15 protein-coding genes and 2 pseudogenes are annotated in these 15200 nt (G+C 63.9%); 10 read left to right on the top strand and 7 right to left on the bottom strand.

From position 1 onward, the window contains the following. Positions 1-135: 135 nt before the first annotated feature. The 4 genes and pseudogenes from VLR48_RS10530 to VLR48_RS10515 all read right to left on the bottom strand — a co-directional run. A pseudogene (locus tag VLR48_RS10530) lies at positions 136-459 on the bottom strand (ATP-binding protein); the annotation flags it as partial. 32 nt (positions 460-491) lie between these two features. Continuing rightward, positions 492-1250, bottom strand: a pseudogene (locus VLR48_RS10525) (Mu transposase domain-containing protein); the annotation flags it as partial. Further along, positions 1190-1663 carry a hypothetical protein gene (locus VLR48_RS10520; RefSeq protein ID WP_325291741.1) on the bottom strand — a complete coding sequence of 158 codons (474 nt, stop codon included), beginning with the start codon at positions 1661-1663 and terminating at the stop codon, positions 1190-1192. The gene VLR48_RS10520 and the pseudogene VLR48_RS10525, both read right to left, overlap by 61 nt. A 501-nt stretch (positions 1664-2164) precedes the next feature. After that, entirely contained in the window at positions 2165-2902 is a 738-nt protein-coding gene (locus tag VLR48_RS10515; RefSeq protein WP_325291740.1) for a carbonic anhydrase family protein, read from the bottom strand. Positions 2903-3220: 318 nt separating this feature from the next. Here VLR48_RS10515 and hcp point away from each other — a divergent pair, with 318 nt between their 5' ends. Then, on the top strand, positions 3221-4513 hold the full coding sequence (gene hcp, locus VLR48_RS10510; protein WP_325291739.1) for a hydroxylamine reductase: 1293 nt from the start codon (positions 3221-3223) through the stop codon (positions 4511-4513). Between the two features lie 158 nt (positions 4514-4671). Here hcp and VLR48_RS10505 read toward each other — a convergent pair whose 3' ends face one another. Then, entirely contained in the window at positions 4672-4974 is a 303-nt protein-coding gene (locus tag VLR48_RS10505) for a TusE/DsrC/DsvC family sulfur relay protein (protein WP_325291738.1), read from the bottom strand. 97 nt (positions 4975-5071) lie between these two features. Continuing rightward, complete coding sequence (locus VLR48_RS10500; RefSeq protein WP_325291737.1) at positions 5072-5851, bottom strand: DUF3050 domain-containing protein; 780 nt, start codon at positions 5849-5851, stop codon at positions 5072-5074. A 227-nt stretch (positions 5852-6078) separates the two neighbouring features. Between VLR48_RS10500 and VLR48_RS10495 the strand changes: the two genes are divergently transcribed. Both VLR48_RS10495 and VLR48_RS10490 read left to right on the top strand, forming a co-directional pair. Further along, positions 6079-6765, top strand: a complete 687-nt coding sequence (locus tag VLR48_RS10495) for a sulfite exporter TauE/SafE family protein (protein WP_325291736.1) — start codon at positions 6079-6081, stop codon at positions 6763-6765. 93 nt (positions 6766-6858) lie between these two features. Further along, positions 6859-7752 carry a sigma 54-interacting transcriptional regulator gene (locus tag VLR48_RS10490; RefSeq protein ID WP_325291735.1) on the top strand — a complete coding sequence of 298 codons (894 nt, stop codon included), beginning with the start codon at positions 6859-6861 and terminating at the stop codon, positions 7750-7752. Positions 7753-7958: 206 nt separating this feature from the next. Here VLR48_RS10490 and VLR48_RS10485 read toward each other — a convergent pair whose 3' ends face one another. Beyond that, positions 7959-8705, bottom strand: a complete 747-nt coding sequence (locus tag VLR48_RS10485; protein WP_325291734.1) for a hypothetical protein — start codon at positions 8703-8705, stop codon at positions 7959-7961. 202 nt (positions 8706-8907) lie between these two features. Here VLR48_RS10485 and VLR48_RS10480 point away from each other — a divergent pair, with 202 nt between their 5' ends. The 7 genes from VLR48_RS10480 (at position 8908) to rluB (ending at position 15115) form a co-directional block, all read left to right on the top strand. Next, positions 8908-9795 carry a PHP domain-containing protein gene (locus VLR48_RS10480; protein ID WP_325291733.1) on the top strand — a complete coding sequence of 296 codons (888 nt, stop codon included), beginning with the start codon at positions 8908-8910 and terminating at the stop codon, positions 9793-9795. A gap of 9 nt (positions 9796-9804) precedes the next feature. Continuing rightward, complete coding sequence (locus VLR48_RS10475) at positions 9805-10428, top strand: L-threonylcarbamoyladenylate synthase (RefSeq protein WP_325291732.1); 624 nt, start codon at positions 9805-9807, stop codon at positions 10426-10428. A 36-nt stretch (positions 10429-10464) separates the two neighbouring features. After that, positions 10465-11136, top strand: coding sequence for a site-2 protease family protein (locus tag VLR48_RS10470; RefSeq protein ID WP_325291731.1), 672 nt, complete (start codon positions 10465-10467; stop codon positions 11134-11136). Positions 11137-11154: 18 nt separating this feature from the next. Further along, a complete protein-coding gene (locus VLR48_RS10465; RefSeq protein ID WP_325291730.1) occupies positions 11155-12372 on the top strand; it encodes a tryptophan--tRNA ligase in 1218 nt (405 codons plus the stop codon). Between the two features lie 223 nt (positions 12373-12595). Next, on the top strand, positions 12596-13468 hold the full coding sequence (locus VLR48_RS10460; RefSeq protein WP_414718604.1) for a segregation and condensation protein A: 873 nt from the start codon (positions 12596-12598) through the stop codon (positions 13466-13468). Further along, entirely contained in the window at positions 13461-14060 is a 600-nt protein-coding gene (scpB, locus tag VLR48_RS10455) for an SMC-Scp complex subunit ScpB (protein ID WP_414718603.1), read from the top strand. Before VLR48_RS10460 ends, scpB begins: the two co-directional genes overlap by 8 nt. Positions 14061-14212: 152 nt before the next feature. Further along, positions 14213-15115, top strand: a complete 903-nt coding sequence (rluB, locus tag VLR48_RS10450) for a 23S rRNA pseudouridine(2605) synthase RluB (protein ID WP_325291728.1) — start codon at positions 14213-14215, stop codon at positions 15113-15115. The last annotated feature ends 85 nt before the right edge of the window (positions 15116-15200 follow it).

Genomic DNA, 15200 nt, shown 5'->3' with positions numbered 1-15200 from the left:
GTTGTGATGATCTTGCGCGTTTGGTTCCGCCGGATGCGCGGGAGCCGGGCTCGACGATCCCGTTAACACGGGATTCAAATCAAACATCCTTGGACTTTCAGTAACGTAGAGAGGTGTGCATCATGTCGCTGAATCGGTCGGGCCGAGGACCAGGCAATTGAGACCCTCGCGGATCCATTGACCGGTGGCCAGTTGGGTGACGAGGCCGCGATCCAGGCCGCGCGGGGTGGTGTAGTCGAGATCTTCCAGACAGGCGCTGTGCTTGAGCTTGGCCTGGCGCAGGCGGGTCTGCAGACGGCGCTCCTCGCGGGCGGTCAGTTCCCGGTCCACGAGCAGGCCGAGGCGCTCCTCGAAGCCCAGGGTGTGGATCTCGGGCAGGTCGAGCTGCTCGCGCAGCGCGGTGGACATGCCGAGGAGGCGCAGCTGTTGGAGCTTGTCCAGGGTGGGATGATGCAGCATGGGTGTCTGACTCCTGTGTTGTGGCGTGACGGTCAGTGGAAATAGCCCGGACCACGCAGGTGGTCGTGGGCGGCGGGCAGGTCCAGGCTCTGCTGTTCGGGGAGGGCTTGGCGGTCGAGGCCGCGTTGCAGGATCGACTCGATGCTCTTGTAGCGGCAGGCATCGAGGCGCAGGGCCCGCCGGCAGGCGGCCTCCAAGCGCTCGTGACCGTAACGCTCGCCCAGGCGCAGGATCCCCAGGCAGGAGCGGAAGCCCTGCTGGGGATGCGGACGGTTGGCCATGATGTGAGCAATGACCCCGGCGGTGGCCGGTCCGGTCTTCTCGGCCCAGCGCACGAGGCGTTCCGGGGTCCACTCGGCGAACTCGCGATGGGCCTTGGGCATGTGCTCGGCGACGGTGGTGTGGCGGCCCTTCAGCGGCGAACGCACATGGCTGGCGATGCGCTGGCGCTGGTGGAAGCATTCGACCGTGTGGTCGGTGAGGCGCACGTCCAGCGCCTGCTTCACCAGGGTGTAGGGCACGGAGTAATACTGCCCGTCGACCTCGACGTGATAGTCGATGTTCACCCGCACCCGTTTCCAGGTGGCGTAGACGTAAGGGGTCAGGGGGAGGGGGCGCAGCGCCGGACGATCGATCGTCTCGAAGGCCGTGCGTCGCGAACCGGGCAGTTTCTTGAAGGGCCGCTGATTGAGCCGTTCCAGCAGGGCGGCGATGGCCGTGTTCAACTCGCTCAGGCTGAAGAAGCTCCGGTGGCGCAGGGCCGCCAGGATCCAGCGCTCGACGATCTGCACAGGGCCGGATCGGGGTTGCGCCGATAGGCTTTGAGGTCGGCATACAGATCCCAAATCTCGCCGCGCACCCGCGCTTGATCGGCACGCTGGCGGTCGTTGAGGGGGATGAAATTGAGGCTGTAGCACCGCTCGCCGGCCTGCAGCAGCTGCAGGAAGTTGATCCGGCTCTTGCTGTACGTGCCGGCAAACCAGGCAAACCAGTCGTTGCCGATCTGCGTCACATCGCCGTTGCGGCCCTGATGCCGGGCACCGGAATCATCCACGCTGATCCAGCGACTGACCTCCAGTGCGATCGCAATCTCGTCGCGCAACTGCCCGATGAGCTCGGCTTGCCGGCGCTGTTCCTCAAGCACCTGCTCGATCCGCGCGAGCAGAAGCTCGACCAGCGGTGTGCGCTCCGTTTCGCGAATCACCGGCAGTGGATTCGGATCAGCCATGCTCGACAGATGAAATGCTCAGGGGCAACAGTTTGTCTTGCAGTGAAGCTTATTTTCGTAGCTTACTGGTTTCCTTGCCACTACTTTTTGAGAAGCTACGATCGACGCGATAGTCCGGAAGCAATGAAAAATGTCCAAGAATGGCCGCAGACATGGGAAACTCCTGAAATCGTTTCCCAAAGTGTGCCGCAGATTACTGTTTTAAGTGAAGTTTATATGCGCTCGCCCTGAAGCTGCGCCATCGACGGCTTCCGGTGATGCGAACCCCTTTCGAACTCGTTGACCCGATCGATCCGACCGACGACCCCGATCACATTCTGATTCACCATTCGTGCATCGAGCACCTCCGCCGGGCGTGACCCCGGGCGGGACGCGTTGGGGCGAGTGGCGGACCGGACGGTGGATCGTAGGGACCGGAGCAGGCGAGGCGCCCGCCTGCTGATCCTCGGCGCGACGCCTGTCCGCGGACCGGTCGACTTACTCCAACACGACCCGGGCGTTCAGCGGTTGGATCGGCCGGTTGTTCGGGTGGCCCATTGCCCGCGCAAACTTCGTCAGTTGTCCGTGCGAGGCGCTGACCGGATGCTTCATGACCAGCCAGGTCACGCCCTCGGTACAGGGCGGCGTGGTCAGGGAGCCTTCGAAGCGGTAGTAGGCTCGATCGGCGGGAAGCAGCGCCTCGGCGGAGGCCTTGCTCGCAAGGTGAGCCGTATGGCCCTGCGCCCGGGGCATGGCCGCCCACGGCGTGGCGAGGGCCAGATTCTCCGGGCCTTCCTCGAACATGACTGCGATGACCGCGAGATGGCCCTCGGCGTCCGCATGCACTAAATGCGCCTCCATCGGGAACTCGTGGCCGTCGATGTGGTTTTCGCTGGGGGTGTGAAAGTGGAACTGCTTCAGGGTGAACTCGCGCCCGTCCAGCGTGATGGTGCTGCCGGTGTCGTAGTCCACCTGGATGGTGTGTCCGTTGTTGACCTCGTCATGCCCGCCCGGCTTGTAGTGGAAGCCGATCCGCGGCAGATCGGCCTCGATACGGTCGGTGATGTTGATCGGCGTCTGCGCCTTGCCGGTCTTACAGGCGTTGAAATGCGGGTCGATCTCGCCCCAGTGTTCCGGACCGTGCGCGCCGGAGTAACCCCAGTGTGGCCCCTCGCCCGCGCAGGCGACTCCGGTGCCGAGGATCAAGGTCAAGGTCGCGATCGCCGTGCGCTTCATGGTGTGTCTCGTCATGGAAGGGTGAATAGGGCGCCGGCCAGGTTGCCGATGGCCGGCTTGGGTGGCGTCGGCGTCAAGCGGCTCGATGATGCTGCGAAGAATAACGGTGTTTCTGCTCGAAAAGCGATGCTCGACTGAGTCTTGGAGATGTGTGTAGCCGCTCTATCCGTACTTTGAGTCTACACGCCTTGATCTAAGTCAAGGATACGACCGTGCTCTCTCGCCAGACTGTCGGCCCCTTGATTGTCCCCAACGATCGACATCGGTCCGTCGGCGCGACAAGGACACCTTAGATCCCGATTCGATTCAGAGGCACCCATGCACTGCAACCAATGCGAACAGACCTTCCGTAAGACCGCCTGCGTCACCTCGCCCGGGATGTGCGGCAAGAGTGCCGATGTCCAATCCCTGCAGGAGATGCTGCTCTACGGTCTGAAGGGGATGGCTGCTTACGCCCACCACGCGCGGCGCTTGGGTAAGTCCGACGAGACGGTGTCCGCCTTCATCGAGGAGGCGCTCTTCGCAACCATGACCAACGTCAACTTCGACGTGAAGAGCTTGCTGGAATACTGTCTGGAATGCGGGCGGATCAATCTGCGGGTGATGCAGATGCTCGACGAAGGTCATGTGGAGGCCTTCGGCAAGCCGGCGCCGACCAAGGTGAAGGAAGGCACGCAGGCGGGACGCGGGATCCTGGTCACGGGTCATGATCTGGCGGACCTGCGGGACCTGCTCGGGCAGGTCGAAGGGACCGAGATCAAGGTCTATACGCACGGCGAGATGCTCCCGGCGCACATGTATCCCGTCTTTCAAAACCATCCGAACCTGGTCGGTCACTATGGCGGCGCCTGGCAGAATCAGAAGCAGGAGTTTGCGGCCTTCCCCGGCCCGGTGGTGGCGACGACCAACTGCGTGCTGATCCCGCCCGAGAGCTACAAGGGGCGGCTCTTCACGACCCGCGGCACGGCCGTGCCCGGTGGTCAGTGCATCGCCGACGGCGACTACAGCGCGGTGCTCGCCGAGGCGCTGCGGTGCGGGCCCTGCGAGGAGGCGATCACGGGCGAGTCGACCGTCGGTTTCCATCGTACGGTGCTTTTGGATCATGCACAGACGATCGTCGATGCGGTGAAGGCCGGTCGGATCAGCCGCTTCTTCGTCATCGGCGGCTGCGACGGCGCGGATCCGGGGCGCAACTATTTCAGCGATTACGCGCGGGGCACACCGGATGATTCATTCATTCTGACCCTGGGCTGCGGCAAGTATCGGATCCGCGACCATGAGTACGGCGAGCATCTGGGCTTCCCGCGTTTGATGGACATGGGGCAGTGCAACGATGCCTACGGCGCCATCGCGGTGGCGTCCGCGTTGGCCGAAGCCTTCGACTGCAGCGTCAACGAGCTGCCGCTGACCCTGGTGATTAGTTGGTTCGAGCAAAAGGCCGTCGCTGTCCTTCTGACTTTGCTGAGCCTCGGGGTGAAGGGGATCACGCTGGGTCCGAACGCGCCGGCCTTCGTCTCGCCGAACGTCTTCGCGATCCTGCAGGAGCGATTCGATCTGCGTTTGAGCGGGAATGATGCCGAAGGGGACCTGCGGCTTGCCATGACGGCTTAAAACCCGTATCCCCGGGGCCGGGGATCGCTGCGCTCGGTTCGGAGTGTCGGCGATTTACGGGGTTCGACCTCCCGCGGGCTGATTGCTGCAAGGTCTGGTCGATGTGGTCCGGGCGACTGAAGTCGCCCCAACCTGGTTGTTGCTTTTCCGGAAACAGCTTAGACGCAGCCGGTCGGTTTGGGCAGTCCTCCCCACTTGCAGATCAGCTTCATGGGTCCCTTCCTGAAGATATCGTAGAGGTCCTTGGTCGAGACCTTTTGCTTCTTGGCGAAGATGCGGATGGGCGGCACGACGCCGTCGGCCTCGTACATGGCTCGAGCCTCGCGGATGAAGCCCATGACCTGATCGGTCATCTCGAATTCATCCGCCTTGGCGAGCTCGATGGCGACCTCCTCGCTCCAGTCGTCGCGGTTGAGGAGAAAACCTTCGTTGTCGAGTGGGACGCTCAGTGCTTCGGTCATGGGTACGGCTCCGGGATGATGTCTTGCCAGGATCTGGGAACTTTCAGGAGAATTGTGGCGACGCGTCCCGATTCAAGTTGTTACGTTACTTGCCTCGTCAGCCCGCCCGGCCCGCCTGGATCGCCTCGAGCACGCCGTCCCAGAACCGGATGCGGGCGCAGATCGCCTCTTCGGCGGCGGTCTCGGCCTCGTCGATTCGTTGCGGGTCATCGCCGCAGAGCTGCTCGAGGAGCTTCATCGACAGGGGGCCGTGGAAGTCCTCGTCGAGATGGACATGGCGGTTCAGGTAGTAGTGGAAGACGGGCGCCTGCGCCTCGGTGATCCGCATCTGCTCCAGAAACTGCCTGAACATGCCCGGGATCAGCTTCTCGCGCCCGAGGGCCAGCGCGGCCGCGACCAGATGCGGCTTGTCCTCGCGGATGAAGCAGAAGGTGGTTTCGGAAAAATAGCGCGACGGCATCGGGACCATCGACGCGTAAAGGGCCTTGTCGACACCCTCATCGGTGACCAGATCGAGGAAGCGCTTCGGCATCTCGCCGTCGGCGCCGATCTCGTTCATGGCGCGACAGTAGAGCTCGAAATGGCTGGCGTGCTCGACGCCGCCGCCGGGGAGCGGCATGCTGTCGGACTCCTCTTCGAGGACTAGTTGGTTGATGAAATAGCGCACACTCGCGTCGCCGTGCGGCATCCAGGGCACCGTGACGGGCGCAACCCGTGCCTGCAGGTACTTGATCAAGGACATGAAGTCCCAAACCGAGAAGACGTGGTGGCTCATGAAGACCTGGAGGTCCTCGATGCGCTTGATGGCGCCATAGATCGGATGTGCGTTGAGCTGTTCCTGCAGGGGTCGGATGTGGTCCAGGTTCAGTGATGCCATGAGTCCCGTCCTCGTTATTTCAGTATTTCAGTCGACTCTGAATCGACAATATAAGGCGTTCGGGAGAGAAATCTCCAGTACGAGGCGTTTGGTCCCTGATCGATGTCATCGCGGGCACTGAATCTTCCGATTAGCCTGGCCTCTTGCCGGGATGCGATCCGGGCAAGCGGTGTTGCGATGGAGGCGGGCAGGATGAGGGCTGATCGGGTCGGACGGTTTTCTCGACGATGACGGGATCAGCTTACGCGCTCGCATTCGTCGTCGGGCTGCTCAGTGCCATGCACTGTATCGGCATGTGCGGCGGGATTACCGGTGCCTTGAGCTACTCGCTGCCGCCCGAGACGCGCAACGATCGTAAACGGCTCGGTCTGTTCGTGCTGGCCTTCAACCTGGGGCGGATCGCCAGCTATGCCGCGGCCGGGGCGGTTTGGGGCGCGTTCGGCGCCGCGCTGCTCGGCGCGGGCGCATCTCCTTGGCTCTTCGAGGTCGTGCGCTGGCTGGCCGCCGGCATCATGATCGGCATCGGGCTCTATATCGGGGGTTGGTTTCCGCGGTTTGCGACAATCGAGCGCGTCGGTGTTCCACTTTGGCGGCGACTGGAGCCGCTCGGCCGACGCCTCTTGCCGGTGACCACGCTGTCACGCTCGGTCTTGTTCGGCATGGTCTGGGGGTGGTTGCCTTGCGGGCTGGTCTACAGCATGCTTCTGAGCACGCCTGCGCAAGGTGGCGTTCTAGCCGGGGCGCTCTACATGGCCCTGTTCGGCGCAGGGACCTTGCCGGTCTTGGTACTGGGCGGTGTTTTTGCCGGGCAGCTCTTTCGGCTCGGGCAGGACCGACGCTTTCAGGCCATCGCAGGCCTCGGTGTGATCCTGCTCGGACTCTTGACCCTGATCGCGACCCTGAATGTGACCTAGAATCAGCACGGAAAACCGGACGTGCCCGAGAGAGCGCCCCGAGCGCATTCGGGCCCACACGAGAACAACGCAAGCGATTTCGGACGTGGTTTCATGACGACACTGATTGGCCGCTCCCCCGCCTTTACCCGACTCCGCAATGCCCTGTCGATGGTCGCCGCGACTGACGTGGGTGTCTTGTTGCTGGGTGAGCCCGGCACCGGAAAAGAGACCCTTGCGCGCGAGATCCATGCGAGCAGCACCCGTCGTGATGGCCGATTCGGCGTGCTCGCCTGCGCGGGAGCGCCGCCCGACGCGCTCGATCGATGCTTGTCGACGTTTGCGCAGGACGCTCCGGGAACACTCTTTCTGGACGAGGTCGGCGAGCTGAATGCGGCGGATCAGGCGCGACTGCTGCACCTCATCATCGAGCAGGACGCCGCCCGCGACGGGTCTCCTTTCGGATCAGGGCTCCGGATCATCGCAGCCTCGGCTCTGGATCTGGATCGCTTGGTTCAGCAAGGCGCGTTTCGGCGCGATCTCTATCTGCGGCTCTGCGTCGTTCCGCTGGAGGTGCCGCCCTTGCGTGAACGGGCGCTCGATATCCCTGCGTTGACGCAGCACTTCATGGCGACGGCCGCGGCCCGGCATCGTCTCGACCCGCCGCGGCTGAAGTCCGGTGCGGAGCGCCTGCTGCGCCGCTACACCTGGCCGGGCAATCTGCGCGAGCTTGCCAACCTGTGCGAGCGTTTGGTTATCCTCCTGCCCGGCACCGAGGTGGGTCCCGAGAACCTGCCCGGCGAGGTGGTGTGGGGGACACCGCAGTCAGAGACGGACATCGGCTTCTCGCTCCCGCCGCACGGGATCGATCTCAACGACCTCGAAGCGGAGCTGATCCGCCAAGCCCTCTCGCTGGCCGGCGGGAACAAGAGCCGGGCCGCACGCCTGCTCGGGCTGACTCGGGATACGCTCTTGTATCGGCTCCAAAAACACTTGATCGCCGGCTAAACCGCGTCCCGGAGTGCTCCGGCGATGTTGGGATTTGGCGAGACGGTTTGAGCGGTCCCCGAAAGCCGGCGCTGGACGCGGTTTAGGAAATAGAAAAATCGAACGTTTTATTTCTGAACCGCGTCTTCACCGGCCGTGCTGGAATGCGCCAAGCCGCGAGAGTGATCGAAATCACGCATGTACCCGCAGACGCGGTTCAGCGCGGTTCAATGGAGTCGCTGACCGCTGCACCATTTGTCGAAATAACGCTGCATCACCTCGCGGACGTGGGGCGGATAATCCAGGGCTTCCATTTGTCCCATGCCCTCGCGGAAGAAATAGGGGGCGTGATCGGGCAGTTGCTCCCCGATCGCGTCGAACGCCTCTTCCATCAGCACGGGCTCATGACTGCGCGTGGCGACGATCCCGCGGTTGATCAGGAGGACGAGCCAGGGGTCGGTCGGGTCGGTCGGGTCCATACCTTGGACGCGGTCCGCGCCGATGCCCTCTGCAATCTCCCCCATCAGGCCATAGAGCTCGGCCAGCTCATCCGGTTGTTCCAATTGGTTTGCGAGGGTGGCCAAGGCATTGACCACCTCCTCCGGGTGTTGCAGCTCGCAGCCCCGGCGCAGCATCCAGCACGCGAAAGGCACGGCGAGGACCTCGACGTCTTGCGCCTGCGACTCGAGATTCAAGCGACGCGCGACCTCGGCGATCTGGCGCAGCAGGCCGAGTCCGTGGTCGATCAGGGCGTCGGGCTCCGCGCCGCTCGCCGTGCGCAACGCCTGCGCCGATTCGCCGCGCGATTCGGCCTCGCTCGCACGGACGGTGTCGAGCAACTGTGCCAGTCCGCTCAGCGGCACCTGAGGTGCGGGCTCGACCGTCTGCTCCGAGTCGTCGTAGGCGCGCTGGATCTCGTCGCCGAGTCGCGAGAGCTCTTCCGCGATATCGCTGAGGTCGACCTTGGGGAGCATGGGCTGATCATCCTGGCAACATGAAATAAGCGAGGCCGCATCGACCGATCCGACCTGCGTTCTGAAGCGGCGCGGCGTCGAGTCGTTGCAAGCGGACTCCGACCCCCATACCTGGAATATAGCAAGCACGACCATCCCCGTCTCGCGCGGTATCTAACGTCGGCCCGAGGCATGCATTCGAGGGATCAGTTAGACTAGAGCCATGATAAAAAGCCCCGATCTTCACAGCCACTCGACCGCCTCCGACGGCACGCTGGCCCCCGCCTCGCTGATGCAGCGCGCCTGTGCGTCCGGTGTACGGGTCATCGCCCTCACCGATCACGATACCACCGAGGGCTTGGCCGAGGCGCGAGTCGCGGCCGACGCACTTGACCTTCGGCTCATCCCGGGGGTGGAGATCTCGGTGACCTGGGGCGGGCGCACCGTCCATATGGTCGGGCTCAATATCGACCCCGAGAATGTTGCGCTTCAGACCGGACTGAGCCGGCTGCTCGCCTATCGCGGTTGGCGTGCCGAGGAGATCGGGCGCCGTCTGGCCAAACAGGGTATCGAAGGCGCTTACGACGGCGCGAAGGCATTCTCGAACGGTCGTCTGATCGGACGTACCCATTTCGCCCGCTTCCTGGTCGCGCAGGGTCATGCGCTCGACCTTCGGGATGTCTTCAACCGCTATCTGGTCAACGGCAAGCCGGGTCATGTCAGTGGCGAATGGGCGACGCTCGAAGAGGCGACGCATTGGATCACGGGCGCCGGCGGTCAGGCCGTCATCGCGCATCCGGCGCGCTACAAGCTCACCCGCACCCGTCTGCTGAAGCTTCTCGGCGAATTTCGCGAGTGCGGCGGTGTGGGTCTGGAGGTGGTCTCCGGGAGCCACAGCCGCGATGAGGTCTTCAATTTCGGCTGCCTCGCACGCGACCAACGCATGCTGGCCTCCGCCGGCTCCGACTATCACGGCCCCGAAAACCCCTGGATCGAGCTTGGGCGTTTGCCCGCACTGCCGCCCGCCTGTACGCCGATCTGGCACGATTGGCCGCAGCTCGACCCGGAGCTCGACGAAGAGCCGAGTCTCCGTCGCGTCGCGGTCGGTTGATCTCGGACCATGGCGCAGTTTTTTCAGATCCATCCCGCGAACCCGCAGACGCGCCTGATCCGTCGCTCGGTCGAGATCCTCTTGGAGGGGGGAGTCATCCTCTATCCGACAGACTCCTCCTACGCGCTCGGCTGTCAGATCGGCGAGAAGTCCGCCATGGAGCGGATTCGCCGCATCCGCAAACTGGATGACAAGCACAACTTTACCCTGGTCTGCCGCGACCTGTCCGAGATCACGACCTACGCCAAGATCGACAACCAGGCGTTTCGGTTGCTCAAGAGTCTTACCCCGGGGCCCTACACCTTCATCCACGAGGCGACCAAGCAGGTCCCGCGGCGGTTGCTTCATCCCAAGCGCAAGACGATCGGCATTCGGGTGCCGGACAACGAGATCTGCCGTGCACTTCTCGGCGAGCTCGACCAGCCGATCCTCAGCACCACGCTGATCATGCCGGACGACGATCGACCCCTGACCGACCCCGAGGAGATGCGCGAGCTGCTCGACAAGCAGGTCGATCTCATCATCGACGGGGGGTTCTGCGGGCTCGAGCCCACGACCGTGGTCGATATGACCGCGGAGCCGCCGAGCCTCATGCGTCTCGGCAAGGGCGATGCGAACCTGTTCGAGGAATGACCCGCGGCAGCGGTGCGCGCCGAGTATAATGCCGCGATGGAAGCCCTGAACCCCTACCAACTGCTGGCCGTCCTCGTCATCCCGGTGCTGTTCGCGATCACGGTCCACGAGGCCGCGCACGGTTGGGTCGCAAGCAAGCTGGGCGATCGCACCGCTCTGATGCTCGGTCGCGTCACCTTCAACCCCATCAAGCATATCGATCCGATCGGGACCATCGTCGTTCCGCTCGCGACCTTTTTCCTGGTGGGATTTCTGTTCGGCTGGGCCAAGCCCGTACCGGTCAACTGGCGCAACCTGCATCATCCGCGTCGCGACATGGCTTTGGTGGCGGTTGCGGGTCCGGGTGCAAATCTGCTGATGGCGCTCTTCTGGGGCGGGATGATCAAGCTGGGCGTGCTGCTGCTGCCGGTCAGCGAATGGATTTCCCTGCCGCTTGTTTATATGGGCGCCGCCGGAATCCTGATCAACGTGTTTCTGATGGTCCTGAATCTGATCCCTCTGCTGCCGCTCGACGGCGGGCGAGTGCTCAACGCCGTGCTTCCGCCGAAGGTGGCCGTATACTTCTCGCGACTGGAACCCTTCGGTCTCATCATCCTGTTGGCGCTGCTGATTACCGGGCTCCTGGGTGCCGTCCTGCTTCCGATCGTGATCGGGACCGTGGGCCTGCTCCCCGGCTCGGCGATCGTGAGAGAGCTCTTCTTCGTCTGATTACGAGGCTGCCAAACCTTGACTTCCGTCTCCGCACACCACTCGCGCGTCCTCTCCGGGATGCGTCCCACGGGCCGTCTTCACCTGGGGCACTATCACGGCGTCCTGAAGAATTGGTTGGAGCTGCAGCACGAGTACGAGTGTTTCTTCTTCGTCGCCGACTGGCATGCCTTGACGACGCATTACGAGGATCCCTCGATCATCCCGACGAGCACCCGCGAGATGGTGATCGACTGGTTGGCGGCCGGGATCAATCCGGGTTCGGCAACACTCTTCATCCAGTCACGCGTGCCCGAGCATGCCGAGCTGCATCTGCTGCTCTCCATGATCACGCCCTTTGGCTGGTTGGAGCGGGTGCCGAGCTACAAGGACCAGCAGGAGAAGCTCAAGGAGCGCGATCTCGCAACCTACGGCTTCCTCGGCTATCCGCTGCTCCAGAGCGCGGACATCCTCATGTACAAGGCCGGGCAGGTCCCGGTCGGCGAGGATCAGGTCGCCCATGTCGAGCTGACGCGTGAGGTCGCGCGCCGCTTCAATCACATCTACGGTCGCGAGTCCGGCTTCGAGGAGAAGGCGGAAGAGGCCAAGCGCAAGATGGGGAAGAAGAACGCCAAGCTCTTCGATCGGCTGCGGCGCAGCTATCAGGAGCAAGGCGATCAAGAGGCGCTGAAGGTCGCGCATGCCCTGCTGGAAGGGCAGGCCAACATCACTCTGGCCGATCGCGAGCGTCTGCTCGGCTTTCTCGAAGGCGGCGGGCGCGTCATCCTGCCCGAGCCGATGCCCCTGCTGACCAAGGCGTCCAAGATGCCGGGTCTGGACGGGCAGAAGATGTCCAAGTCCTACGGCAACACCATCGCCCTGCGCGACGAGCCTGCCGATGTCGAGAAGGCACTGCGCACCATGCCGACCGACCCGGCGCGGGTGCGCCGGACCGATCCGGGCGATCCGGAGAAGTGTCCGGTCTGGCAGTTCCATTTGGTCTACTCGAACGATCAGGTCCGCGACTGGGTGCAGCAGGGTTGTCGCTCCGCCGGCATCGGCTGTCTGGAATGCAAGCAGCCGGTGATCGACGGGGTGCTCGCAGAGCTGATGCCGATGCAGCAGCGTGCACGCGAATATGCCGCTCAGCCGGAGCTGCTGCGCAACGTCATCAACGACGGCTGCGAGCGGGCACGCGATGTCGCGCACGAGACGCTCGAAGAGGTTCGGCACGCGATGTCGTTGGTCATGAACTAAACCGCGCCTAGCGTTCATGCGATGGCGCGACGTGCTCTCGGTGGTGCAGCCATCGTTTGGCGGCGGTGGGGCGCGGTTTAGGGAATTTCAGGGAAAGGCAACACCGGGTGTAGGTGCGAATTTATTCGCACACACGAAGCCATTTAGGTCTTTCGGCATGCGCAGTCGGAATGTGCAGACCAGAAAATCACCTTAAAAATCGAATTGTATTAGGGATTTGAGTATGGCGGACGAGGGTGCAGACCGTCAGCCGCCGCCGGGGCAGCAGCAGGAGATGCCGCTCGAGGCGGCGCCTTTCGCCATGGTGCGGGGCCTGCCGTTTCTGACCTTGCCTGTGGATCTCTACATTCCGCCGGATGCGCTCGAGATCTTTCTGGACGCCTTCGAGGGCCCGCTGGATCTGCTGCTCTATCTGATCAAGCGCCAAAACCTCGACATCCTGGATATCCCGATCGCGGCCATCACGGCCCAGTACATCGAATATGTCGACCTCATGACCGAGCTGCGCCTGGAGCTGGCGGCGGAGTATCTCGTCATGGCCGCGATGCTGGCCGAGATCAAATCCCGAATGCTCTTGCCGCGTGTTCAGGCGGCGGAGGAGGAGGGCGAGGACCCGCGCGCCGAGCTGGTGCGTCGACTCCAGGAGTACGAGCGGTTCAAGCAGGCGGCGCAGGACCTGGATGCACTCCCCAGGCTCGAGCGCGATATCTTTTCCGTCCGCGTCGAGGTGCCGCCCGGCCATGTCCAGCGCGTCCCTCCGGATGTCGATTTCCGCGAGCTGCTTCTGGCGATGCGCGAGGTGATGGCCCGCGCTGATCTCTTCACGCGCCACCGCGTCGAGCGCGAGTCCTTGTCGTTGCGCGAGCGCATGTCTTGGGTGCTTGAGCGTCTGAGCGATGGCGGATTCCTCGCCTTCACGGATCTCTTCGATGTCACCGAGGGTCGCCCCGGGGTCGTGGTGAGCTTTCTTGCGCTCTTGGAGCTGATCAAGGCGGCGACCTTGGAGCTGGTCCAAGCCGAGCCGTTCGCGCCCATCCATGTGCGCCTGCGCGAGAACGCTGCGGGCGAGATCCTCGACGAGGCAGAACTTGCTTAAACAAATTGTCGAGGCCGCGCTGGTCGCCGCGGGCGGGCCACTGACGCTGGATCAGCTCCTGGCGCTCTTTTTGGACGACGAGCGTCCGTCGCGTGCGGAGCTGCTCGCGGTGATCGCCGCGCTGCAGGAGGACTATGCCGATCGCGGTCTGGAGATCGTCGAGGTCGCCGGCGGTTGGCGCACCCAAGTGCGCGCGAGCATCGCCCCTTGGGTCGCACGTCTCTGGGACGAGCGTCCGCCGCGCTATTCGCGGGCACTGCTCGAAACGCTCTCGCTGATCGCCTATCGCCAGCCGATCACGCGCGGCGAGATCGAAGACATCCGAGGGGTCGCCGTGAGCACCCAGATCGTCAAGACCCTGACCGAGCGCGAATGGATCCGCGTGGTCGGCCATCGCGACGTCCCCGGTCGCCCCGCACTCTTCGCCACCACCCGCAAGTTCCTGGATTATTTCGGTCTGCGCTCGCTCAACGAGCTGCCGACCCTCGCCGAGATCCGCGCCCCGGATTTCCTGATCGACGAGGAGTTGAGGCTCGAGGAGCCGACCCCGGACGGCGCGGATGAAAAGCCCCGAGACGACGCTGGTGTATGATCGTAGGATCGCCGCCAGCCGCCAGCCGCCAGCCGCCAGCTTCAATCTGCCGTCCGAGAGCCGAATCCAAGCCACAAGCCTATGGATAGCTGCTCGCTGGAAGCAAGAGGCAGGAGGCAGGCCGCCCAAAACGTTAAACCCGAGAACCCGACATGAAAACCGACCGACGCTCGCCCCAGCCGCCGCCTCCCGCAGAGGAGCCCGTGCGCCTGCAAAAAGCCCTCGCCGACGCGGGCCTGGGCTCGCGGCGCACCATCGAGGGCTGGATCAGCGAGGGTCGGATCCGGGTCAACGGAGATCTCGCCAAGCTCGGCGATCGGGTGACCAGCCGGGATCGGATTCGCATCGACGGTCAAGACGTCAAGCTCAAGGGGCGGCGAGACAAACTTCCTCAAGTCATCGCCTACCACAAGCCCGAAGGAGAGCTGGTCACGCGCCGCGATCCCGAGGAGCGTCCGACGGTGTTTCGCCGTCTGCCCAAGCCCAAAGAGGGCCGCTGGATCGCGGTCGGCCGGCTCGATATCAACACCTCCGGGCTCATCCTCTTCACCACCGACGGCGAGCTGGCCAACCGGCTCATGCATCCCTCGCGCGAGGTCGAGCGCGAGTATGCCGTGCGGATCCTCGGCGACGTGCCCGAGGGAACGCTCGAGCGCCTCGCCGCCGGCATCGAGCTGGAAGACGGGCTCGCCAAGTTCGACGCCGTCACCGAGCGCGGCGGCACGGGTGCGAACCGCTGGTTTCATGTCGTCCTACGCGAGGGACGCAACCGCGAGGTGCGTCGACTCTGGGAGGCCGCCGGTTGCCAGGTGAGTCGCCTGATCCGCGTCCGCTACGGCAATATCGAGCTTGGTCGACGCCTCTATACCGGGAACTGGCGACCCCTGTCCGAGGACGAGCAGAAGACCTTGATGGCACAGGCCGGCCTGACACCGCCGGTCCCCAAGCGCCGGCAGGTCCGCCCCGGGGCAAAACCTTGGCAGTCCAAACAACCGAGCGGCGAGTCCCCCTTCGCGCGCGGTCCCAAGTGGGGTCGACCGCGCGGCGATCGCTGAGTGATCCATCTTAGCCCCTCTCCCCTCGCGGGAGAGGGGTTGGGTAGAGGGGGAGAATGAGCCGGAATGGCTTGGTTGTTTCAGA

This window comes from Thiocapsa sp., from assembly GCF_035467215.1.
Classification (GTDB): Bacteria; Pseudomonadota; Gammaproteobacteria; order Chromatiales; family Chromatiaceae; genus Thiocapsa.
This window is presented reverse-complemented; position numbering and strand designations above follow the sequence as displayed.